Annotated in this window: 22 protein-coding genes; 9 read left to right on the forward strand and 13 right to left on the reverse strand. The window is 72.7% G+C overall.

From position 1 onward, the window contains the following. Positions 1–13: 13 nt before the first annotated feature. Complete coding sequence (locus ACQPWW_RS02855; RefSeq protein WP_433128828.1) at positions 14–1,462, forward strand: alpha/beta hydrolase; 1,449 nt, start codon at positions 14–16, stop codon at positions 1,460–1,462. A 24-nt stretch (positions 1,463–1,486) separates the two neighbouring features. Here the strand turns inward: ACQPWW_RS02855 and ACQPWW_RS02860 are convergent, their stop codons facing one another. From ACQPWW_RS02860 to ACQPWW_RS02870, 3 genes are all read right to left on the reverse strand, one after another. After that, the gene (locus ACQPWW_RS02860) at positions 1,487–2,764 is read right to left on the reverse strand and encodes an RNA polymerase sigma factor (RefSeq protein ID WP_433128830.1); all 1,278 of its coding nucleotides are present in this window, start codon (positions 2,762–2,764) and stop codon (positions 1,487–1,489) included. Beyond that, positions 2,761–3,117 carry a YciI family protein gene (locus tag ACQPWW_RS02865; RefSeq protein WP_433134100.1) on the reverse strand — a complete coding sequence of 119 codons (357 nt, stop codon included), beginning with the start codon at positions 3,115–3,117 and terminating at the stop codon, positions 2,761–2,763. The genes ACQPWW_RS02860 and ACQPWW_RS02865 overlap by 4 nt, the downstream gene beginning before the upstream one ends. A gap of 147 nt (positions 3,118–3,264) precedes the next feature. Beyond that, the gene (locus ACQPWW_RS02870; RefSeq protein WP_433128832.1) at positions 3,265–4,527 is read right to left on the reverse strand and encodes a DUF2786 domain-containing protein; all 1,263 of its coding nucleotides are present in this window, start codon (positions 4,525–4,527) and stop codon (positions 3,265–3,267) included. 294 nt (positions 4,528–4,821) lie between these two features. Here ACQPWW_RS02870 and ACQPWW_RS02875 point away from each other — a divergent pair, with 294 nt between their 5' ends. Then, positions 4,822–5,304: a DUF2243 domain-containing protein gene (locus ACQPWW_RS02875; RefSeq protein ID WP_433128834.1), complete on the forward strand. Its 483-nt coding sequence runs from the start codon at positions 4,822–4,824 to the stop codon at positions 5,302–5,304. After that, positions 5,301–6,128, forward strand: a complete 828-nt coding sequence (locus tag ACQPWW_RS02880; RefSeq protein ID WP_433128836.1) for a cytochrome c oxidase assembly protein — start codon at positions 5,301–5,303, stop codon at positions 6,126–6,128. Before ACQPWW_RS02875 ends, ACQPWW_RS02880 begins: the two co-directional genes overlap by 4 nt. Here ACQPWW_RS02880 and ACQPWW_RS02885 read toward each other — a convergent pair whose 3' ends face one another. The 7 genes from ACQPWW_RS02885 to ACQPWW_RS02915 form a co-directional block, all read right to left on the reverse strand. After that, positions 6,129–6,416 carry a hypothetical protein gene (locus tag ACQPWW_RS02885; RefSeq protein ID WP_433128838.1) on the reverse strand — a complete coding sequence of 96 codons (288 nt, stop codon included), beginning with the start codon at positions 6,414–6,416 and terminating at the stop codon, positions 6,129–6,131. It lies immediately after the preceding gene. Between the two features lie 90 nt (positions 6,417–6,506). Beyond that, a complete protein-coding gene (locus tag ACQPWW_RS02890) occupies positions 6,507–7,670 on the reverse strand; it encodes a CaiB/BaiF CoA transferase family protein (protein WP_433128840.1) in 1,164 nt (387 codons plus the stop codon). Continuing rightward, positions 7,667–9,835 (reverse strand): 3-hydroxyacyl-CoA dehydrogenase NAD-binding domain-containing protein, encoded by a 2,169-nt coding sequence (locus ACQPWW_RS02895; protein WP_433128842.1) that lies wholly within the window; start codon positions 9,833–9,835, stop codon positions 7,667–7,669. Before ACQPWW_RS02895 ends, ACQPWW_RS02890 begins: the two co-directional genes overlap by 4 nt. A 14-nt stretch (positions 9,836–9,849) precedes the next feature. Beyond that, a complete protein-coding gene (locus tag ACQPWW_RS02900) occupies positions 9,850–11,064 on the reverse strand; it encodes an acetyl-CoA C-acetyltransferase (protein ID WP_433128844.1) in 1,215 nt (404 codons plus the stop codon). Next, positions 11,054–12,220 carry an acyl-CoA dehydrogenase family protein gene (locus ACQPWW_RS02905; protein ID WP_433128846.1) on the reverse strand — a complete coding sequence of 389 codons (1,167 nt, stop codon included), beginning with the start codon at positions 12,218–12,220 and terminating at the stop codon, positions 11,054–11,056. The genes ACQPWW_RS02900 and ACQPWW_RS02905 overlap by 11 nt, the downstream gene beginning before the upstream one ends. A 144-nt stretch (positions 12,221–12,364) precedes the next feature. Further along, the gene (locus ACQPWW_RS02910) at positions 12,365–13,504 is read right to left on the reverse strand and encodes a peptidoglycan recognition protein family protein (RefSeq protein WP_433128848.1); all 1,140 of its coding nucleotides are present in this window, start codon (positions 13,502–13,504) and stop codon (positions 12,365–12,367) included. A 268-nt stretch (positions 13,505–13,772) separates the two neighbouring features. Continuing rightward, positions 13,773–13,988 (reverse strand): helix-turn-helix transcriptional regulator, encoded by a 216-nt coding sequence (locus ACQPWW_RS02915; RefSeq protein ID WP_433128850.1) that lies wholly within the window; start codon positions 13,986–13,988, stop codon positions 13,773–13,775. 242 nt (positions 13,989–14,230) lie between these two features. On the opposite strand from ACQPWW_RS02915, the gene ACQPWW_RS02920 reads away from it, so the two are divergent. Beyond that, the gene (locus ACQPWW_RS02920) at positions 14,231–14,386 is read left to right on the forward strand and encodes a hypothetical protein (RefSeq protein WP_433128852.1); all 156 of its coding nucleotides are present in this window, start codon (positions 14,231–14,233) and stop codon (positions 14,384–14,386) included. Positions 14,387–14,493: 107 nt separating this feature from the next. Further along, positions 14,494–15,138 (forward strand): TetR/AcrR family transcriptional regulator, encoded by a 645-nt coding sequence (locus ACQPWW_RS02925; RefSeq protein ID WP_433128854.1) that lies wholly within the window; start codon positions 14,494–14,496, stop codon positions 15,136–15,138. A 78-nt stretch (positions 15,139–15,216) separates the two neighbouring features. Here ACQPWW_RS02925 and ACQPWW_RS02930 read toward each other — a convergent pair whose 3' ends face one another. Continuing rightward, the gene (locus ACQPWW_RS02930; protein ID WP_433128856.1) at positions 15,217–15,606 is read right to left on the reverse strand and encodes a hypothetical protein; all 390 of its coding nucleotides are present in this window, start codon (positions 15,604–15,606) and stop codon (positions 15,217–15,219) included. A gap of 84 nt (positions 15,607–15,690) precedes the next feature. Between ACQPWW_RS02930 and ACQPWW_RS02935 the strand changes: the two genes are divergently transcribed. Then, positions 15,691–16,176 (forward strand): MarR family winged helix-turn-helix transcriptional regulator, encoded by a 486-nt coding sequence (locus ACQPWW_RS02935; RefSeq protein ID WP_433128858.1) that lies wholly within the window; start codon positions 15,691–15,693, stop codon positions 16,174–16,176. Between the two features lie 38 nt (positions 16,177–16,214). Here ACQPWW_RS02935 and ACQPWW_RS02940 read toward each other — a convergent pair whose 3' ends face one another. After that, entirely contained in the window at positions 16,215–17,027 is an 813-nt protein-coding gene (locus tag ACQPWW_RS02940; protein ID WP_433128860.1) for a zf-HC2 domain-containing protein, read from the reverse strand. Between the two features lie 72 nt (positions 17,028–17,099). Here ACQPWW_RS02940 and ACQPWW_RS02945 point away from each other — a divergent pair, with 72 nt between their 5' ends. Both ACQPWW_RS02945 and ACQPWW_RS02950 read left to right on the forward strand, forming a co-directional pair. Next, positions 17,100–18,140, forward strand: a complete 1,041-nt coding sequence (locus ACQPWW_RS02945) for a TRM11 family SAM-dependent methyltransferase (protein ID WP_433128862.1) — start codon at positions 17,100–17,102, stop codon at positions 18,138–18,140. A gap of 195 nt (positions 18,141–18,335) precedes the next feature. Continuing rightward, complete coding sequence (locus ACQPWW_RS02950; RefSeq protein WP_433128864.1) at positions 18,336–20,345, forward strand: FAD-dependent oxidoreductase; 2,010 nt, start codon at positions 18,336–18,338, stop codon at positions 20,343–20,345. 66 nt (positions 20,346–20,411) lie between these two features. On the opposite strand, the gene ACQPWW_RS02955 is transcribed toward ACQPWW_RS02950, so the two are convergent. Then, the gene (locus tag ACQPWW_RS02955) at positions 20,412–21,374 is read right to left on the reverse strand and encodes an SDR family oxidoreductase (protein WP_433128866.1); all 963 of its coding nucleotides are present in this window, start codon (positions 21,372–21,374) and stop codon (positions 20,412–20,414) included. 145 nt (positions 21,375–21,519) lie between these two features. On the opposite strand from ACQPWW_RS02955, the gene ACQPWW_RS02960 reads away from it, so the two are divergent. Then, positions 21,520–22,275 carry a dienelactone hydrolase family protein gene (locus ACQPWW_RS02960; protein ID WP_433128868.1) on the forward strand — a complete coding sequence of 252 codons (756 nt, stop codon included), beginning with the start codon at positions 21,520–21,522 and terminating at the stop codon, positions 22,273–22,275. The last annotated feature ends 43 nt before the right edge of the window (positions 22,276–22,318 follow it).

Here is a 22,318-nt window from a genome sequence, read left to right on the forward strand (position 1 = left end):
AGGACAGCACCTCATGCTGCGCGTACGCAAATCCGCAGTCGGCTGGGCGATCGCAGTGGCCCTCACTGCCGCCGGGCTGACCCCGACGAGCCCGGCCGCCGCCCATCCCACTATCGACTGGCGGCCCTGCGCCGCCGACACCTCCGCCGAGTGCGGCACCCTGTCGCTGCCTGTCGACTGGGACCGACCCGGAGGGGAGCGCTTCGACCTGGCCCTGGCCCGCCGGGTCGCCAAGCCGGCCACCCGCGAGGGCGCGCTGGTCTTCGGCCCCGGCGGCCCGGGTGACAGCGGAGTCGACAGGGTGGTGAACGGCAGCTCCCGGTTCAGCGCCGACCTGCGCCGCCGGTTCGACATCGTCAGCTTCGACCCGCGCGGCACCGGCGGCAGCCACCCGGTGGTCTGCGCCCGGGAACTGCTCGCCCGGCAACCGCAACTGATCGCCGACCAGGCCCAGTTCGACGCCACGTTGGCCGGCAACGCGCTGCTGCGGGCCGACTGTCGGGCCCGCACCGGGCCGCTCTACGACCACGTGGACACGACAAGTGCCGCCCGCGACCTGGACGCGATCCGCGCCGCGCTCGGCGAGCGGCAGCTGACCTTCCACGGCAGCTCGTACGGCACCCTGCTCGGTGAGCAGTACGCCGAACTGTTCCCGCACCGGGTCCGGGCCATGGTGCTGGAGGCCGCAGTGGACCACAGCCTCGGCACCCGCGCCTTCCTGGACACCCAGGCCGTCACCTTGGAGGACGCGTTCGACGAGTTCGTCGCCTGGTGTGACAGGTCCGCCGCCTGCGCCCTGCACGGGCGGGACTTCCGGGCCGTCTGGGAGGGGCTGCGCGCCCGAGCCGAGGCCGGCACGCTCACCGACCCGAAACGGCCAGGTGTCGTGCTGACCCCGTTCGAGTTGAGCCGGCTCACCCACCGGGATTTCTACGACACCTGGCGATGGCCGGGGCTCGCCGAGTGGCTGGGCGGGATGGAAGCCCTCACCACCGTGCGAAGCGCCGGCCCGTCGACGGGCGACGCAGTGGCGTCGTACCCCTTCGCGGTTTTCTGCCAGGACTGGAGCCTGCCCGTCCGGGACTACCGGGAGTACGCCGCACACCTGCGCCGGATGGCCCGGCTCGCGCCCGACCTGCGGTATCCGACGGCGGTGTTCGCCCTCGCCACCTGCCTGGGCGCCCCGACGCCGGTGGCCAACCCGCAGCACCGGTTGCGGGTGCGCACCGATGTGCCGCTGCTGATCGCCGCCACCGTGCACGACCCAGCCAGCGGGTACAACTGGGCCACAAACGTGGCACGGCAGTTGGGCCGGCACGGCGTGCTGCTCACCTATGAGGGTTGGGGACACGGCAGCTACTCCACCAGCCCGTGTGTCAAGCGGACAGTTGACGCCTACCTGATCGACCAGGTGGTGCCGGCCCGAGGCGTCAACTGCCCGGCCGTCGACCCCGACCTGTGACAGCGTGCCGTCGGCCGTCGGGGTTCACGTCTGCCCGGCGGCCGGCGGCGGTCGGACGCCGCCCAGCCGGGCGGCCTTCAGCTCCAGGTACCGCTGCTCGGGCCGGCTCGTGGTGCCCCGGGCCGCCTCCAGGTACGCCTCCCGCGCCGCGCCGGTCTCCCCGGCCAGCTCCAACAGGTGCGCCCGGACGGCGGCGAGCCGGTGGTGCCCGGCGGTGCGCTCGTCGGCGTCCAGGGACGTGAGCAGGGCGAGCCCGGCCCGTGGCCCGTCCACCATGGCAACCGCCACCGCCTGGTTGAGGGTGACCATCGGGTTCGGCGCGATCCGGGCCAGCAGTCGGTAGAGCGCGAGGATCTGCCGCCAGTCCGTCTCCGCGGCCGTCGGCGCCTCGGCGTGCACCGCGGCGATCGCCGCCTGGAGTTGGTACGGGCCGGGCGGCGACCAGGTCAACGCGTCGGTGACAAGGGCGATCCCCTCCGAGCTGGCGGCCACGTCCCACCGGGTGCGGTCCTGCTCGGCGAGCGGCACCAGCTCCCCGTCCGGGCCGAGCCGCGCCGCCCGGTGCGCGTCGGTGAGCAGCATCAGCGCCAGCAGCCCGCTCACCTCGCCGTCGTCGGGCAGCAGCCCGTGCAGGATGCGCGCCAGCCGGATCGCCTCGCCGGTCAGCTCGGCCCGGTGCAGGTCCGGGCCACTGGACGCGGTGTAGCCCTCATTGAAGATCAGGTAGAGCACCCGGAGCACGGTGCGCAGCCGCTCGTCCCGTTCGGCGGGGCCGGGCATGGTGAACCGGGCCCCGGCGGCCTCGATCCGCTGCTTGGCCCGGCGGATCCGTTGACTCATCGTCGCTTCCGGCAGCAGGTGCGCCCGGGCGATCTGGGCGGTGCTGAGCCCGCCGACCGCGCGCAGGGTGAGCGCCACCTGCGCCGATCCGGTCAGCGCCGGATGGCAGCAGAGGAACAGCAGGGTGAGCGTGTCGTCGGCGTCCGCCACCGCCGGCTCCGCGTCGGCCGCCGGGGCCACCCCGGCGTACGCCGGCTCGCGCAGCGCCACCGCCAGCTCGCGGTCGCGGCGGGCGTTCTCGCTGCGCCACTCGTCGGTGAGCCGGCGGGTCGCCACGGTGAGCAGCCAGGCGCGCGGACTGTCCGGTACGCCCTGCGCGGGCCACTGGGTGGCGGCGGCGAGCAGCGCCTCCTGGACCGCGTCCTCGCACCTGTCGAACTGGCCGTGCCGGCGGACCAGCAGGCCGAGGACCTGCGGCGCGACAGTGCGCAGCAGGTCCTCGACCGTCCGGTCGTCTGTCACATCTCCGCTCCGGCCTCGTCCATGATCGGGCGGACCTCCATGGCGCCGCCGAAGCGCACGTCCGGCCAGCGGGCGGCGATCTCGGCGGCCCGCTGCGGGCTGTCGCAGTCGACAGCCAGGTAGCCGGCGAACTGCTCCTTGCTCTCCATGAACGGCCCGTCGATGACCTCGGCCCGGCCGTCGACGGACCGGACCGTCAGCGTCTGCGACGGGTTGGCCAGCGCCTGGCCGCCGATCAGCTCGCCGGTCTCGGTCAACTCCTTCATGATCTCGTCGACCTCGCCGAACAGGGCGGTGCGGTCCTGCTCGGACAGCTCCTCGGTGAAGCCGGGCCGGTTCCAGATCAGCAGCATGTACTTCACGGCGACGCTCCTCAGGCTCTGCTCGCACCCCGGTCGGGGCGCGACTCACCGGAGGGTCGGAGCCGACAACCCGTTCCCTACGGCGTACCGAAGAAAATCGCAGATATCCTCCCCGGTGGTGGTCCCACGCCGGGCGGTTCAGCGCCGATCGGGTCGGCCGGGCACCTGGCGGGGCTTTCGCCCGCCGCCGACGTCAAGCGACGCCCGGTCGGCGGCCGAGGTGCCCGACGACCAGCCCTCGGCGTCGCGCACGCTGAGTCGGTGCCGGGTGACGCCGGGAAAGAGCGTGTCCAGCCGCTCCCGGACCGCCTCGCCTCGGGCGGCGAGCACCGGCAACAGCCGTTCCGCCCCGGCCGTCTCGGCCGCTGCCTGGTCCGCCGCCTCGGTTGCGGCCTCGGTGGCCGCGCGCAGCCGCTCGCCGATCCGCAGCGCGAACGCGTTGAGGAACGACTCGTCCCAGACCTTCGTCCGCCGTCCCGATCCGGGCCGGCGCTCGGCCCGCCCGCGCAGCATGGCGGCGGTGGCCTGCACCAGCAGTGAGGTGTAGAGCAACTCCACCGCCACCAGGTCGGCCGGCCAGCCCAGCACCGTGGCGAAGCCGAGATCGTCGGACCAGACCGCCTCACACCTGTTGGCGGCCGCCACCTCCTGCACCAGCAGTGCCTTCGCGCCCGCGTACGGGGTGTCGGTGCTCAGGCGTACGCCGCCGGGCACGTCGCCGCGCTCCGCACCGGCGGCCAGCAGCGCCTCGTCGATGCTGTGCCGGGCGATCAGCTCCTGGGCCTTCCCGGTCAGCGCCTCCGCTTCGGCGGGGAAGGTCGTCGACTCGGCCTTGGCCAGCAGCGCCCGGACCCGATCCAGCATCGGCGACCCGCTGCGCGCCGGACCGGCCGACCGGGCGGTCGCCGCGCCGCTCGACCCGGGCGGCGGGCGCAGCACCGCGATCGGCGGCAGGCTCTCCACCAGCGCGAGGACGTCAACTGCCGTGCGGAGCGCGTCGACCCGGTCCAACCCCTCCCGGGCGGACCAGTCGGACAGCACGTTCCCGTCGTTCGCCCGCCCCTCGGCGGTCACCTCACGGAGCTGCTCGTCGAACCAGGCCGGGACCGGATCCGACTGCTCGCGCCGTTGCACTGCCATCGCGGCGCGGACCAGTCGCGCCGCGCGGACGTCGAGCCGCCGGGAGGTGATCCGGTCCAGGTCGACGGGCTGCCAGCCACGCGGCCAGAGCCGGGTCAGACCGCGGACCAGGCGACGCAGCACCGCCGCGTCCACCGCCGTGGCGCCGTCCGCCGCGCCGGTGCCGACCATCAGTTGGTCCAGCTGCCGTTCGGCCCGCCGTACGTCGGTGCCGCGCACCGCCGTGAGTGCGTTGGCGACGAGTTCGTCCGCGTCCGGCACAGGCACCTCCTTCTCGGTTCCGCTGCCCCTTCAGGCTCCATGATCATGCCGCTGGCAGTGCGGAAGTCGGTAAACGGGCCGGCGTCGATCATCCCCGAGGCGGTGATCGACGCCGGCCCGCCCGTGATCGACACGGGCTTCCGGAAGTCGGGGTGTCCGGGCTGGTGGGAAGCCCCGACTTCACTGGCCTCGTGTTGATCACCGTCGGGCGAATGCCGCGGCGGCGGTGACTGGGCATGTTTCGACAGGTTCGGGGTAGTTGCGGCCTGACCCGAGGTGGAGGCGAGGTGTGTGGTGGTCGGTTCGAGCCTGCCGGGTGGGCACACCGCCGACGTGCCGGACGGGCGTTCCTCAGCGCTCGCCGGCGGCGTGATCGGCATCGCGATCATGGCCGCGGTGGACGAGATCGTCTTCCACCAGTTGCTGGCCTGGCACCACTTCTACGACCGGTCGACCCCATCGGTGGCGCTGCTCTCGGACGGGCTGCTGCACGCCGCCGAGGTGATCGCCCTGGTCGGTGGGTTCTTCTGGTTCGCCGACCTGCGCCGGCGGCACATCCTGTCGGCCCGGCTCGCGTGGGGTGGCTTCCTGGTCGGTGCCGGCGGGTTCCAGCTCTTCGACGGGCTGGTCGACCACAAGGTCCTCCGGCTGCACCAGATCCGTTACGGGGTGCACCTCGTGCCGTACGACGTGGTGTGGAACGTGGCCGGCGCGGCACTGCTGCTGGCCGGCGTCCTGCTGATCTGGCGCGCCCGGTCGCGCGACGGTCGCCGATGACTGTGGTCCTGCCGCCGTTCGCGCACGGTGGGGCCGCGGCGGGTGGGTCGTCCTGGCTGCCGCTGGCCCCGGTCGCGGTGCTGGCCGGCGGCTACCTGCTGGCCGCCGCGCGCGACCCCCGGGGTTGGGATCATCGGCGGGCCGCCGCCTGGCTGGCCGGGTGCGCGGGGTTGGCGGTCGCCGTCGGGCCGGTGGCCCAGCTCCCCGACGACCCACGCGGGCACCTGGCGCAGCACCTGCTGCTCGGCATGCTGGCCCCGCTCGGGCTGGTGCTCGGCGCCCCGGTCACCCTGCTGCTGCGGGTCGCGCCGCCGCCGGTCCGCCGGGCGGTGGGCCGGTTGTTGCGCGCCCGCCCGCTGCACCTGATCGCGCACCCGTTCACCGGCGCGCTGCTCAGCACTGGTGGGCTGGCGCTGGTGCTGCTCACCCCGCTGTACGCGGCGGCCGAGCGTCAGCCCGCGCTGCACCACACCCTGCACCTGCACTACCTGGCCGCCGGCTACCTCTTCGCCTGGTCACTGGCCGGGCCGGACCCGGCGCCGCGCCGGCCGGGACTGGCGGTACGGGTCGGCGCGCTGCTGGGCGCGGCGGCCGGCCACGCCGTGCTGGCCAAGTACCTGTACGCCCAGGCCGGCACCCTCCCACCCGGCCTCGGCAACCCGGATCCGGAGGCGTTCCGCTCCGCCGCCCAACTCATGTACTACGGCGGCGACCTGGCGGAGCTGCTGCTCGCCACAGCCCTCTTCGCCAGCTGGTACAACCGCCGCCCGCGGACCAGAAGGTCCGCGGCAGCGGAGCGCGGGTCCCTGCCGCAGACCTCCTGATCACCGTGGCCGAGGTGCGGAGGCCCGCGCGTGGAGGGCGGTGGAGAGGTGGCGCAGGAACGCGCGGATGCTCTCCTCGCTGTGCGGGATCTCGATCTCGTCGTTGAGCGGGACCGCGGAGCGCAGTGCCTGGTCCAGCGCGTCCAGCGTCTCGGTCCGGTCGCCCGGGTAGCGCCCGCCTGTCACATCATCGGCGACCCGGGTCACCAGCGACTCGTCAAGCGTCCGGTCGAACTGGATCCCGTAGAGGATCCCGTTGACGTGGCCCTTCCACAGGTCCCTGGCCATGCTCGTCGACTCCCTGAACGAAGTGGCTGCGGTCCCGGCCGGGACCGGCTCCGCCGAGCGTGCCACCACGCCCCCGCACGTGCGTTCCCGTCAGGTCCGTCGCGGCCAACTGGCGAGGATCTCCGCGGCCGGGAGGACGTCCTGCTCCGGGTCCGGGGCGGGAGCCGGTCGGGTCGTGGGCGTCCGGTCGAAGCGGGGTGCCGGGGCCGGTTGGAGCTCGCCGCCGACCTCGACGAAGGTGCCCCGCGCGGCGTTGTGCGGGTGCCGGTGCGCCTCACCGGGGGCGAGCACCGGCGCGACGCAGGCGTCCAGGTCGGTGAAGACCGCCGTCCACTCGTCCCGGGTCCGCTCGGCGAACCGCGCGGTGAACCGCCGGCGCAGCTCATCCCAGCCGCTCGGGTCGTACTGCGCCGGCAGGTCCGGGTCGTCGGCCAGGTCGAGGCCGGTGAGGAGTACGGCGTAGAAGGCCGGTTCCACAGCGCCGACGGCCATGAATCCACCGTCGGCGGTGGCGTACGTGTCGTAGAACGGGGCACCGCCGTCGAACATGTTGCGCCCGCGCGGGGCGGCCCACAGGCCACTGCCGATCAGCCCGTGCAGGAACGACGTGAGCAGCGCCGACCCGTCCACCATTGCCGCGTCGACCACCTGGCCGACGCCAGAGCGTTCCCGTTCCAGCAGCGCCGCCAACACCCCGACGGCGAGCAGCATGCCGCCTCCGCCGAAGTCGGCGAGCAGGTTCATCGGCGCGTACGGGCGCTCGCCGGCCCGACCCAGCGGCTCCAACGCCCCCGCCACGGCGAGGTAGTCGATGTCGTGCCCGGCCCGGGACGCCAGCGGGCCGTCCTGGCCCCAGCCGGTCATCCGCGCGTACACCAGCCCGGGGTTGCGCGCCCGGCACACCTCGGGGCCGAAGCCGAGCCGCTCGGCGACCCCCGGCCGGTACGCCTCGACCAGCACGTCCGCCCGTTCGACGAGGCGCAGCAGGTCGGCCACGCCGGCCGGGGACTTCAGGTCCAGTGCGGTCACCCGCCGGCCGCGCTGCAACGGTCCGCCGGTCGGCGCGGCCAGCCGCCCCGGACCCGGGGCGCCCGGCCGGTCCACCCGCACCACGTCCGCGCCGAGGTCGGCGAGCACCATACAGCCGAACGGGGCGGGCGCGAGGCTGGCCAACTCGACCACCCGCACCCCGGCCAGCGGCCCACCGTGCGCCGAGCCGCCTCGCGGGCCGGGCGGGGCGTCGGAGCCCGTCATGCGACGCCGGCCGGTGCGCCGGGGCGGACGGCCGAGGCGGCGAGCCGGTCGACCAGGTCGGCCGGGGGCGTGAACCGGTCGCCGTACCGGTCGGCCAGCTCGGCGGCACGGGCCGCGAAGCCGGCGGGACCTCCCGCGTACTGCCGGACGTAGCGGATGACCCCACCGGTCCAGGCCGGGAAGCCGATGCCGAGGATCGAGCCGATGTTGGCGTCGGCCTCGGTGCGCAGCACACCCTCGTCGAGGCAGCGCAGCGCGTCCAGCGCCTCGGCGAAGAGCATCCGTTCCTGGAGGTCGGTGAACGGCACCGCGCGACCCGCGTCGGTGACCAGGTCCGCGAGGCCGGTCCACAACCGGCCCCGGACGCCGCCGTCGTAGGAGTAGAAGCCGCGCCCGTCGGCGCGCCCCGACCGGTCGTACGCGTCGACCAGCTCGTCGACGAGCCGGTGCGCCGGCAGTGGCAGGAACTCCTCGCTGGCGTTCTCGAACTGCCGGCGGATCCGCTGGATCAGGGTGAGACTCACCTCGTCGGCCAGCGCCAGCGGCCCGGTCGGGTAGCCGGCCTGGAACGCGGCCTGCTCCACCGACGCGGCGGGCACCCCCTCGGCGACCATGCCGACCGCCTCGTCGAGGAACCGACCGATCACCCGGCTGGTGAAGAAGCCCCGGCCGTCGTTGACCACGATGGGGGTCTTGCCGATCCGCCGGCCCAGGTCGAACGCCCTCGCCAGGGCGGTGTCGCTGGTCCGCGCTCCGACCACGATCTCCAGCAGCGGCATCCGGTCCACCGGGGAGAAGAAGTGCATGCCGATGACGTCGGACGGCCGGTCCACCCCCTCGGCCAGCGCGGTGATCGGCAGGGTGGAGGTGTTGGAGGCGAGCAGCGCGCCCGGCGTCAACACCGGCAGCACCTCGGCGAGGACCGCCTGCTTCAGCGCCGGGTCCTCGAAGACCGCCTCGATCACCGCGTCGCAGCCGGCCAACGCGTCGACCTGGTCCGTGACGGTGATCCGGCTCAGCACCGCTCGGGCGTCCGCCTCCGTCGCGTGGCCCTTGCGTACCGTGCGGGCCAGCAACCGCTCGGCGTGCTCCCGGGCCCGGCCGGCGGCCTCCGGCGTGACGTCCTTGACCACCACGTCCAATCCGGCACTGGCGCACGCGTACGCGATGCCCGCGCCCATCATGCCGGCCCCGAGCACCGCCACCCGCCGCACCGGCGGGGCGTCCACGTCGGTCGGTCGCGCCGCGCCGCCGTTGACGGCCTTCAGGTCGAAGAAGAAGGCGCCGATCATGTTCTTGGCGACCTGCCCGGTGAGCAGGCCGATCAGGTGTCGGGTCTCCACCGTGAACGCGGTCTCCAGGTCGACCTGCGCGCCCTCGACGGCGGTCGCCAGGATCGCCTCGGGTGCGGGCAGCCGGGCACCCTTGAGCTGCTTGCGCAGGGTGGCCGGGAAGGCCGGCAACTGGGCGGCCAGGGAGCGGCTGGCCGGGGTGCCGCCGGGCATCCGGTAGTCCGGTCGGTCCCACGGCTGGCTCGGGTGCGGGTTGGCGGCGATCCAGGCGCGGGCCCGGTCGAGCAGTGCCGCCGAGGTGGCGACCACCTCGTCGACCAGCCCCGCGGCCAGGGCGTCGGCGGGGCGCATCCGTCGACCGGTGAGCAGCACCGTGGTCAGTGCCGCGGCCAAACCGAGCATCCGTACCGTCCGGGTGACACCGCCGGCTCCGGGCAGCAGGCCCAGTGTCACCTCGGGCAACCCGAGCCGGCTGTCCGGCGCGTCCAGCGCGATCCGGTGGTGACAGGCGAGGGCGATCTCCAGGCCACCGCCGAGCGCCGAGCCGTTGATCGCGGCGACCACCGGTCGACCCAGCGTCTCCAGCCGGCGCAGGTCCCGTTTGATGGTGTCGAGCACCTCGGCCAGTTCGGGCGCGTCGGCGCGGGTGGCCCGGACCATCCGCGGCAGGTCACCGCCGGCGAAGAAGGTCGACTTCGCGCTTGTCACGATGACCCCGGTCAGCTCGTCACGCTCGGCCTCCAACCGGTCGAGCGCCGCGCTCATGGACGCCGCGTACGCCTGGTTCATGATGTTGGCGGTCTGGTCGGGGTCGTCCAGGGTGAGCGTGACGATGCCGTCGGCGTCGCGGTCGTACCGGATGGTGTTGGTCATGGTCGTCCCCCGGGTCAGCAGCGCTCAAGGAGGGTGGCGACGCCCATGCCGCCGCCGATGCAGAGGGTCACCACGGCGCGGCGCAGGTCGCGGCGCTCCAACTCGTCCACTGCGGTGCCGATCAGCATCGCCCCGGTCGCGCCGAGTGGGTGGCCGAGCGCTATCGCGCCGCCGTTGACGTTCACCCGGTCCGGGTCGAGGCCCAGGTCACGGACGTACTTGAGCACCACTGCCGCGAACGCCTCGTTGAACTCGAACAGGTCGATGTCGGCGACGGTCAGCCCGGCGGCGGCGAGCGCCTTGTGGGTGGCCGGGATCGGGCCGGTCAGCATCAGCGTCGGGTCGGCGCCGCTGACCGCCGCGCTGACGATCCGGGCCCGCGGGGTGAGGCCGAGGTCCCGGCCGACCTGCGCCGAGCCGATCAGCACCAGCGCCGCGCCGTCCACGATGCCTGACGAGTTGCCGGCGTGGTGGACGTGGTCGATCGCCTCCAACCAGTGGAACTTCTGCAACGCGACAGCGTCGAAGCCGGCGGCCTCACCCAGCGCGGCGAACGACGGGGTGAGTCGGGCCAGCGTCTCCCGGGTGGTGTCCGGGCGGGGGTGCTCGTCCACGGTGAGGATGTCCAGCCCGTTGCCGTCGCGCACCGGCACCACCGACCGGGCGAAGTGCCCGCCGGCCCACGCCTTGGCGGCCCGCTCCTGCGACCGCAGCGCGTAGCCGTCCACGTCGTCGCGGGTGAAGCCCTCCACTGTGGCGATCAGGTCGGCGCTGATGCCCTGCGGCACGAACGACGTGGCAAGAGTGGTCTGCGGGTCGGTGATCCAGGCCCCGCCGTCCGAGCCCATCGGCACCCGGGACATCGACTCCACGCCGCCGGCGAGCAGCAGGTGCTCCCAGCCGGAGCGGATCCGTGCGGCCGCCGTGTTCACCGCCTCCAGCCCGGAGGCGCAGAACCGGTTGAGCTGCACCCCGCCCACCTGGTCGGGCAGCCCGGCCAACAGCGCGGCCGCCCGCGCCAGGTTGCCGCCCTGCTCCCCGACGGGGGTGACGATGCCCAGCAGCAGGTCCTCCAGTCGGCCCACGTCCAGGCCGGGGTTGCGCTCGCGCAGCGCGTCGATCAGGCCGACCACCAGCGAGATCGGCTTGACCCCGTGCAGCGCGCCGGTGTCCCGGCCGCGTCCGCGCGGGGTGCGGACCGCGTCATAGACGTACGCCTCAGAGGGCACGGGCGATCAGCTCCTTCATGATCTCGTTGGTGCCGCCGTAGATCTTCTGGACGCGGGCGTCGGCGTACATCTGGGCGATCGGGTATTCCGTCGTGTAGCCGTACCCGCCGAAGAGCTGGAGGCAGCGGTCGATGACCTCGCACTGCCCGTCGGTGAGCCAGGACTTCGCCATCGCCGCTGTCGCCACGTCCAGGTCGCCCCGCGTGTGCCGGACGATGCAGTCGTCCAGGAAGACGCGGCTGACCCGGGTGCGGGTGGCGCACTCGGCGAGCACCATCCGGGTGTTCTGGTGGCCCATCAGCGTCCTGCCGAAGGCGGTGCGCTGCTTGGCGTACGCGACTGTCAACTCGACAGCCCGTTCCATGGCGGCGACCGCGCCGACGCCGATGACCAACCGTTCCTGCGGAAGCTGCTGCATGAGCTGGACGAAGCCCTGCCCTTCGGCGTCGCCGAGCAGGTTGGCCGCCGGTACCCGCAACTCGTCGAAGAACAGCTCGGCGGTGTCGTTGGCGTGCAGCCCGATCTTGGACAGCAGCCGGCCCCGGCGGAAGCCCTCCGGATCGTCGCCGACCTCGCAGACAAGCAGCGAGACACCGGCCGCCCGCTGCTCGGGGTCGGTCTTCACGGCCACGATGATCAGGTCGGCCAGGCCGCCGTTGGTGATGAACGTCTTCGCGCCGGTGACCAGGTAGTCGTCCCCGTCCCGGACCGCCCGGGTGCGCATCGCCTGGAGGTCGGAGCCGCCGTCCGGCTCGGTCATCGCGATAGCGCCGACCAGCTCACCGCTGCACAGGCCGGGCAGCCACCGCCGCTTCTGCTCCGCGCTGCCGTACGCGACCAGGTAGCCGGTGACGATGCCACTGTGGACGGCCAGCCCGAGGCTGCTCTCCCCGGTGTATGCCTGCTCGTGCAGCAGCACGGCCTCGTGGGTGAACCGGCCGCCTCCGCCGCCGTACTCCTCCGGGACGGACAGGCCCAGCAGCCCCAGCTCACCCGCGCGGCGGTAGTGCTCGCGGTCCGGGTGGCCCTGCGCCAGCAGGCGGTCGGCGTGCGGCAGCACCTCCTTGGTGAAGAAGGTGCGGGCCAGGTCGGCGAGGTCGTCGTGCTCCGGCTCGCGCCAGGCTGAGGGGGATCCGTCGAGCGGGGGCGTCGGCATGTCCACCACCCTCGCGCGCTGTTGGCGGCATGTCAATAAGTCGGGATCGGCAGCCCCGCCGGCGTGGCGGGCAGTAAGCGCCACCGCCCCCGTCAGCGCGACGAGCGTGCTGACCGGGGGCGGCGGGGTAGCGCTGGCCGACGACTAGCGCCGCGGCGGCCGGGGTGGCGGAGTCGGGCGCATCCCGACCAGAGTGGCCACGTCCTGGCGAAGCTCGGCGAGGTAGGGGTAGAAGTAGTCGCCCGGGCATTCGGTCGGACCGGCCCCGACGCTCGCCCAGTCCCGGTGGCCCGAGATGACCGCCACGTTGCCACCGACCCCGCTGACCGGATTGACGTACCCGGTCCGGCCGGTGGGGTTGAGTCGACTGGCGACGCTGAGCCCCGCCAGGACGACGGCGAGCGACGTGCTCGCGGCGGGGGTGGGCAGGATGGACGAGTACCGGCCGAGCAGGCAGACGCCGATGTTGCCCGCGTTGTAACCGCCCACGTGCGCGGCGTTGACCATGAGCGGCCGGCCGTCGGCGCCGACACCCGGGCCGTAGACCGGCTGCGGCCCCGGGTCGGAGTAGCGACCCTCGTAGACCCGTCCGGCCTCGTCGATCAGCAGGTGGTAGCCGATGTCCCCGAACTCCTGCAGGACGCACTGGTCGTAGTAGATGGCGCGAACCGTGGCCGCCGGATCGGGGTCCTCGTTGTGCTGATACACCCCACTGTGGTGGACCGTCAGCGTCTGCACCGGATAGAACTCGGTCGGCCAGAGCTGGCTGCCGTTCGGGGCGAGCCGAAGCGACTCGTCGGCTCCCCAGCCGGACCGGGGCAGATACGTCGGTGGCCGCCTGGTGTTGGGCGGCAGCGGAAGGCTGTTCGTTTCCGCGTTCGCGACAGTCCGCCGAGCCCCGTCGACCATGTTCAGCTCGACGACGGTGGCGGCCGAGCCGTCCGAGACCTGGACCTCGTACCCGGTGGCGCCGTCGACGACGACGATGTCGGACCGGGCCGACACCGCCCGATCGTCCCGACCGTTCGGGCACGAGCTGATCTCCAGCCAGTCGCTCCACCCCTTGCGGGTGCGGAGGCGCACCGCCGCCGTCGGGCCGCTGTGCGCGACGGACAGGTGGGTCAACGGGATGGCCGGTGCCGTCACCACCGTCCTGCTCATCAGCCGACCACGGCGGGCCGCGAGCGGCTCGGTCACGGTGGAGGTGGACGGTGCCGCTGTCGCCGACCCGCCGAACGTACCGGCGGCCGAGAGGCCGACGGCCGCGCCGGCCGCGCCAGACAACAATCGACGTCGAGAAACCAAGGCATTGCTCCCTTGCTCAGTTGGTTTTGTCCGATGAAGTGAACACCTGAGGCCTGACCAGTCGGACTGTCACCGTCGAGTGGAAAGGGTAGAGCGCAAGGGCGGATCACCGCAGGCCGGCTTCCACGGCTGACCGTTCGTCGGACGAGCTCGGCGCTCCCCGCCGCCATCTCGGCACGAGCGGCTCGACGCTCGACACCTGGTCGGAGTCGCCGCTCAATCCGTTGATCAGTTGATGAGAAGGGTGCTACTCGGCCTCGTCGCCGTCGGTCGGGCGCGGCGGCCGGTGCTCGGCGATCCACGCCTCCACCTCGGAGCGGAGCCAGACCGTGGTGCCGTGCAGTCGCTGGAACGGGGCGGGGAAGGTCGGGTAGCGGATGAGCTGGCGCATGCGGGTCCGGCTCACGCCGAGCAGATCTTGCAGCTCGTGCGGACCGACCAGCGGACCCGGGACCTCACCCATGACCTGACGGTAGGGCGATCAGGCATGCCTAATTGCGTCTACCTACTTGCGCAGCCCCTTCGAATGGGTGAGGGTGAACTTGTTGGTCTGGCGGTGGCTCAAGCCGCTGGGTGGCGATTGCGAGTGATGGAGGGTGCCCGATGGATCAGGCGACGGAATTGGCGTGGCTGCGAGAGCGGGTTGGGGGATTGGAGACAGCCCTGCACTGCGCACGGAGGGAGTTGTTCGACCTCCGTTGCAGGTTGACGCTGATCGGCCGGGTGGTTCAGGACGTGGACCGGGTGCAGCGAGCGCCCGGAGTCGCGCTCGGCGCGATCAACGCGGCGCTCTACTCCGAAGCGTCCAACCTGCGGCACGTCGGTCGACACCTGGTCCGGCGGCGCCGCTCAGTCCGTTGATCAGGTGATGAAAAGTAGGTCAGAGGACGTCCTGGCACCTACTTTCCATCATCTGATCAAGGTGAGGGCGGGTGGCCGACGCCGGGCCGCTCGATAGGGTCGGGCAGATGAGTGTCGAGACGGCTCCGCGCCGCCGCCGTCTGGAGCCGGACGCCCGGCGCGGGCAGATCCTGGCCTGCGCGGTCCGGCTGTTCGGCGATCGCCCGTACGCGGACGTGTCGACAACCGACGTCGCCCGGGAGGCGGGTGTCGCTCGCGGCCTGGTCAACCACTACTTCGGCGCGAAGAAGGACCTCTACCTGGAGGTCGTCCGGGTCATGGTGACAATTCCGGAGGTCGCCCTCGAACGGTTGCCCAAGGGTGACCTGCGGACCCGGGTCGACGCCAGCGTCTCCTGGTTCCTCGACGTGGTGTCCCGGCACAGCACCTCCTGGCTGGCCGCCGTCACCGCCCGGGGGATGGGCGGCGACGCGGATGTGGAGCGGGTGCTCGCCGAAGCCGAGGAGGTCGCCGCGGACCGCATGCTCGTCGCCGTCGGCCTGGCCGACGAGGCCGAGCACCGGGAGGAGTTGCGGGCCATGGTCCGCGCGTACGGCGGGCTGGCCACGTCGACCGCCCGGGAGTGGCTCCAGCGCGGCGCGTTGACCCGCGCCCAGGTGCACCTGCTGCTCACCACCACCCTGCTGACCATCGTCGAACAGGTCATCCCGCAGGCCGTCGCCGGCCCGACCCGGCCCGCGCCGCCCGCCTGAGCTGACCGACCCCGCTCCGGCCTCGCTGGTCGTGCCGTCGTTGACGGACGCGCACGCGTCGCGACCGGTTGCCGGGCTTCAGACTGGTGCGGCGGTGGGGGCCGACTCGCGGAGGTGGAGCACGATGACGACGGTCAGGATGACGATGGCGATCGGGTCGAACACCAGCGAGATGAGGTTCATGTCGGCTCGCGTGCCGACGTCGACGACGGTCAGGGCGAGGAACACCGACTTGGTGACGATGGCGGTTGCCGCCGCCGGCACTCTGGCCGGCAGGTGGAAGGCTCCCCAGACGATGGCCGCGCCGAGAGCCGCCTGCAGCACCCCCCGGTGCTGGAGCAGCGCGGTGGTCATGTGGTCGGGGTCGGTCAGCCCGTAGCTGCTCGTGAGCAGTTGCGGCCAGAACAGGGCGAGTGCGGGCGTCGCCGTGATCACGCCGACGACGGTGAGGATGACACGCATCTTCATGAGGCTCTCCGCTCTCCAAGTGCGCCGGATCGCTGATCGTCAGCTTAACTGATAATCAGCCGAACGGACGACTAGGCTGCGGTGATGCGCTCATCGGACACCATCTCCTCCGCCACCGGATATCTGCTGCTGAGGTTGGCCAACCTCGCCGGCGCCCGGATCGAACAGGCGCTCCTGCCCTTCCGCCTGCGCGGTCGCGATCTGCGGGTGCTGGCCTTCGTCGAGGGCGAGGAGTTGTCCCAGCGTGACCTGTGTCAGCGGACCGGACTCGACCGCACCACGATGGTCGCTGTCATCGACGAACTTGAGCGCAGTGGACACGTCCGGCGCGAGCGCAGCTCCAGCGACCGTCGCAAGCAGCTCATCAGCGTCACCGCCGACGGTCGCGCCATCTTGTCGGAAGCCCTCGCGGTGTTGCGTCGAACCGAGGCCGACTTCCTCGCTCCCCTCGCCGAGGACGAACGACGTCAGCTGCACCGACAGTTGTCAGTCCTCTTCGCGGCCCACGATCCCCGATGCCAGACCGACGAGACGGGGGAACCCGGGGCCGCGCATCCGGCCGGCCGGTGACGCAGAGCACGGGCGGTGACGCAGAGAACGGGCGGTGATCAGGCGGCGCGGCGTCCGCCGGCCGGCCCGACACGGGTGGCTCGGCCGGCCTGCGCCGCAGGGGCGGCGTGCCGGTCGGCGGCCTGCGCCGGGTACGACTCGGGGCGAACCACCCGCAGCGGCCGGTCCACCTCGTCGGTGCCGAACCGCCAGCGTGACGGCACGGGCTGCCGCTGCGGCGCGGGTCCACCGGGGCGCAGACCGGGCCGGGACAGCAACACGGTGATCAGGTAGCCGACCACCAGGAACCCGTGACTGACCAGCCGCTCCCCGCCCACCGACCCGGTGGCCAGGTCGTTGACCGAGAGCAGCAGCAACGTGCCGACGAACGCGCTGAGCATCGGCAGCAGCCCGGCCGGCGGGCTGCGGCGGACCGCCACGAACAGGAAGCCGGCACCCACCGCCACGTTCCACGCGGCCGACTCGTGCCACAGGTGCTGGCCGGCGGGGTGCAGGTGATCGGCGGTCGCGCCCCGGCCCACCTGGGCCAGGCCGAGCACCAGCTGCACCGCGCCGAGCAACCCGAGCGCCGCGCGTAGTCCGGCCACCAGCCGACCCCGGCCGGCCAGCCGCCGCCACCACGACCGGCGGGCCGGCTCCGCCGCGACGGCGGCCAGGATCGCCGCCGTCCGGTCGGGTACATCGGCGACCAACCGGGTACGGACCCGACGCGTCACCGCGGCCGCCGCCGTGAACCAGGCCCGGCACTCGGCACACCCGTCGAGGTGTCCCTGCACCGCCGCCAGCTCGGCGGCGGTCTCCTCCCCGTCCAACTGCGCGGACAGGACCTCCCGCCACTGCTCACACCCCATGTACCGGTAGTCGCTTCGCGAGCCGCTCCGGTTCCCGGCGACCGCGACGGGTTGTGGAATACTCGCCGGATCATGACGCGCTACGGCCTGCTGATCCTGCCCGCCACCAACCGGGTGTACGCCCGCTCCGCCGTCGACCTGACCCGGGCCGAGCTGGAGATCTTCGGCCGCTCGGCGCTCGACGGCCGGATCGGCGAGCTGGACACCGAGGTCGTCGGAGGGGCGTCCTACGTCACCTTCACCGGCGACGGGCTGACCGAGCGGGACCTGGCCGTCCTGGGCAACCTCTCCGCCGGGTACGCGCTGTTCGAGATCGTCGGTGAGCTGCTGCGGCCGATCGAGTGGATCCGACTGGACCGCTACGACGACGATCTGCTCACCATCCAGAAGTACCCGGGCAAGACCAACGAGCAGTTCACCAAGCTGCTGCTCAACGTCACACTGCTGGCCTCGGACTGGGCCGGCGAGCTGACCAGCCGGCGGTTCCGGGTGCTCGACCCGCTCTGCGGCCGGGGCACCACACTCAACCAGGCCCTGATGTACGGGTTCGACGCCGCCGGCATCGAGCGCGACCAGAAGGACGTCGAGGCGTACCGGGCGTTCATCACCACCTGGCTCAAGCAGAAGCGGGTCAAGCACCGGGTGCTGGAGTCGGGGCCGGTGCGGCGGGAGCGCAAGGTGGTCGGCCGACGGGTGCGGATCGAGCTGGCGCCGACCCGCGAGGAGCACAAGGCAGGCCAGACCCAACTGCTGGACGTGGTCAACGCCGACACGGCCCGCTCGGCCGAGTTCTTCCGCCCGGAGACCGTGGACCTGGTCGTCGCCGACGCCCCGTACGGCGTGCAGCACGGCAGTCGTACCGCTCAGCAGGGGTTGACCCGCGACCCGCTGGCGTTGCTCGCGGACGCCGCGCCGGTCTGGGCGCGGCTGCTGCGCCCCGGCGGCGCGCTCGGTATCTCGTGGAACACCCACGTCGCCAGCCGCGAGGACGCGGCGGCGGCCCTCGCCGACGCCGGCCTGACAGTGGTCGACGCGGAGCCCTACCGCGCGCTGCGACACCGGGTCGACCAGTCGATCATGCGAGACGTGCTGGTGGCCCGCCGCCCGGCCTGACCCGCCCGCCCGGCTTCCGGCTGGTCGGGGTCAACCCGGCCGCCGGTCATCCGGGAGTCCGGCGGTGACCAAAGCGAACCGCTACCGCCCCTGACCCGTTGACACCCGCCGGCAGAGATTGAAGAATTTCGTTAGCAGCGGCAGCGGCGTGCTTCTGTAACCGTCCCCCCACCGGTTACCCCTCGGGAGCTCGCCGTGTCAGTGCCCCTGTCCCGTCGTCGACTGCTGACCGCCGGCGGTGCCGGCCTCGTCCTGGCCGGTCTCACCGATCCGTTCCGCGCCGATGCCGCCCGCGCCGCCGTCACCACCGCCGACCTGGTCGTCTACGGCGCCACCTCCGGCGGGCTGGCCGCCGCGATCACCATGCGCCGGCTCGGCCGCACCGCAGTGGTGGTGGAGCCCACCAGCCACGTCGGCGGGCTGAGCACCGCCGGGCTGGGCGCCACCGACACCGGCGTCCAGGCGTCCATCGGCGGGCTCGCCGCCGAGTTCTACCGCCGGGTGTACGTGAAGTACCACGGCGGAACCCTCACGTCGACGTCGCCGCTGCGGATGACCTTCGAGCCGCACGTCGCCGCCGCCGTCTTCGCCGAGATGCTGGCCGAGTCCGGCGTGCCGGTGATCGTCGACGCCCGGCTGGCCGGCCTCGGCCGCAGTGGCAACCGGATCACCGAGCTGCGCACCGAGGACGGGTCGATCTACCGGGGCGGGGTGTTCGTCGACGCCACCTACGAGGGTGACCTGCTGGCCATGGCCGGGGTGGGGTTCACCGTCGGGCGGGAGTCCAACGACACCTACGGCGAGACGATCAACGGGGTGCAGTCCGGCAACACCCACCAGTTCGTCTACCCCGTCGACCCGTACGTGACGGCCGGCTCGCCCGGCAGCGGCCTGTTGCCGGGCATCTCCGCCACGCCGCTCGCCCCGCGCGGCAGCGCCGACGACCGGATCCAGGCGTACTGCTTCCGGATGTGCCTGACCCAGGCGGCCAACCGGATCCCGTTCGGCAGGCCCTCCGGTTACGACCCGATCCGGTACGAGCTGCTGCTGCGCCACATCCAGGCCGGCTACGCCGGGCCGTACTTCACCACCCACTCGATCGGCGGCGGCAAGACCGACTCCAACAACAACGGCGCGGTGTCGACCGACAACATCGGCTTCAACCACGCGTACCCGACGGCCGGTTGGGCGGTGCGGGAGAGCATCATCGCCGAGCACCGCACCTACCAGCAGGGACTGATGTGGTTCCTGGCGAACGATCCCCGGCTGCCGGCGTCGGTGCGCGACTCGACCGCCCGGTGGGGGCTGCCTGTCGACGAGTTCACGAGCACCGGTGGTTGGCCGCCGCTGCTCTACATCCGGGAGGCCCGCCGGATGGTGTCCGCGTACGTGGTGACCGAGGCCGACTGCCGGGGCCGGGTACGGGTCGCCGACTCGGTGGGGCTGGCCAGCTACACGATGGACTCGCACAATTGTCAACGGGTGGTGGTCGACGGCCGGGTGCGCAACGAGGGGGACGTGCAGATCGGGGTGCCGGCCCCCTACCCGGTGAGCTACCGGGCGATCGTGCCGCACCAGGCGCAGTGCGCCAACCTGCTGGTGCCGGTCTGCCTCTCGGCGAGCCACATCGCGTACGGCTCGATCCGGATGGAACCGGTGTTCATGATCCTCGGGCAGGCGGCGGCCACCGCCGCGTCGCTGGCCCTCGCCGGGAACCTCGCCGTGCAGGAGGTGCCGGTGCCCACCCTCCAGGCCCGGCTGCGGCAGGACGGCGCCCTCCTGGAGTGGGGCTCGACCGACGAGGTGATCCTGGACAACGCGGCGGCCAACGGGATCACCCGGGCCGGAACGTGGCTGCGCAGCACCAGCGTCGGCGGTTTCTACGGCCCGGACTACGAGCACGACGGCAACACCGCCAAGGGCGTCAACCGGCTGCGGTTCCGCCCGACGCTGCCCGCCGCCGGCTCCTGGACTGTGCAGTTGCGCTGGACGGCCAACCCGAACCGGGCGACGAACGTGCCGGTGGACATCGAATACTCCGGCGGGCTGATCACCCGCACCGTGGACCAGCGGCAGGCCGGCGGCCAGTGGGTGCCGCTGGGGACCTATCCGTTCACGGCGGGCAGCGGCGGCAGCGTGCTGATCCGCACCGAGGACACCGACGGCCACGTGGTCGCCGACGCGGTGCGCTTCGTCCGGGCCTGACCGGCGGCGCGCCCGCCGACGCGCCGTTCGACGGGCCACCGCGAATTCTCGACGCCGCGTACCCCGTCAGTTGCCGGGGAACTCGACGCCCACCAGCCGCTCGGAGACGGCCCACAGCCGGGCGGCGTCCTCGGTGCTGCGCGCCGAGCGGTAGACGGCCAGCTCGGTCGGTCTGCCGGTGAACTGCCCCAGGCCGTCCGGGCCGTAGAACCGGCCGCCCTGCGCCTGCGGGCTGGTGGCCGCGTAGAGGGCCGGGAGCAGCCCGGCGTCCACCGAGTGCACCAGGACGCCCCAGCGGGCCAGTCGACTCAGCACCGAGTGGTGCGGCGAGGGCCGGTTGCGGCCCAGGTTGGGGCCGGACGCGTAGAGGTTGGTCATCGTGGTGCCCGGATGGGCGACGTTGCTGACGATGCCCCAGCCGCCGGCCCGACTGCGCCTGTCGAGTTCCAGCCCGAAGTGCAGGGTGGCCAGCTTGGAGGCGTTGTACGCCCGGATCGCCGCGTACCGGCGGTTGCTCTGGAGGTCGTCCCAGTCGAGCCGGCCGGAACGGGCGGCGCTGCTCGACATGGTGGTGACCCGGGCGTGGCCGGCCCGCAGCAGCGGCAGGAGCCGTCCGTTCAGCGCGAAGTGGCCGAGGTGGTTGGTGCCGAGTTGCAGTTCGAAGCCCTCGGCGGTGGCGTGCCGGGTGGGAGGTGTCATCACGCCCGCGTTGTTGATCATGAGGTGGATCGGTCGACCCTCGCCGAGCAGCGTGTCGGCAAGCGCGGCCACCGAGCCCAGCGAGGCCAGGTCCAACGTCCGCGTCGAGACGACGGCGCCCGGCGCGGCGGCCCGGACGGTCTCCAGCGCGGCGGCCCCCTTGGCCGGGTTGCGGACCGGCAGCACCACCTCGGCGCCGGCACGCGCCAGCCGCGTGGCCAGGCCGAGGCCCAGGCCGTCGCTGCCGCCGGTCACGACAGCGAGCTTTCCAGTCAAATCCGGAACGGTCAGGTCGAGCACAACAACTCCCAGGTCGGCGGTGTCCTTCATCGGTCACGGCCAAGCCTGGATCCCCCGCCGACCGCCACCCAGGGTCGTCTTATCCAGGGATCGACGGTCCCCGGGTCCGGACCGGGGAGGCCGCCCGGCGAGTAGCGTTCTTGACGATCAAGGACTTTCGGTACGAGGAGGCGCGGTGCGGACGACGACTGTGGACATCCCGACCGGCGACGGGGTCGCGGACGCGTCCCTGACCCGACCGGACGGCAACGGCCCGTTCCCGGCGGTGCTGCTCTTCATGGACGCCATCGGGCCGCGCCCGCGCCTTGTCGAGATGGCGGAACGGATCGCCGACCGCGGCTACCTGGTGCTGACGCCCCACCTGTTCTACCAGGCCGGCCGGGCACCGCTGTTCGACCTGTCCCGACTCGCTGAGCCGGACCAGCGCAGCGCGCTCTTCGAGAAGATCATGCCGCTGGTCGGCGTGTTGACCCCCGAGGTGGTCAGGCAGGACACCGCCGCGTACCTGGACTTCCTGGCCGCCCGGGACGACGTGCGGCCGGGCCCGGTGGCGATCACCGGCTACTGCATGGGCGGCACGAACGCGCTGCGGGCCATCGAGGCGTACCCGGACCGGATCGCGGCGGTGGCCAGCTTCCACGGCGGGCGGTTCGTCACCGACGCGCCGGACAGCCCGCACCTGGGCGTCGGCTCGATCACCGGCGAGCTGTACTTCGGGCACGCCGACGCCGACCAGTCGATGACCCCCGAGCAGATCGCCACGCTGGAGAAGGCGCTCGACGCCGCCGGCGTGCGCTACCGCTCCGAGGTCTACGAGGGCGCCCACCACGGCTTCACCATGGCCGACACGCCGATCTACGACGAGCGGGCCACCGAGCGCCACTGGGTCGCCCTGTTCGACCTCCTCGACCGCACCCTGCCCGTCTCCTGACCGCCTCCGCTCGGCAATCTTGGACAGTTTCCGTCAACCGGTA

Origin of the sequence: Micromonospora sp. CA-240977 (assembly GCF_050942285.1) — a bacterium.
In the GTDB taxonomy this organism is placed as follows: Bacteria; Actinomycetota; Actinomycetes; order Mycobacteriales; family Micromonosporaceae; genus Micromonospora.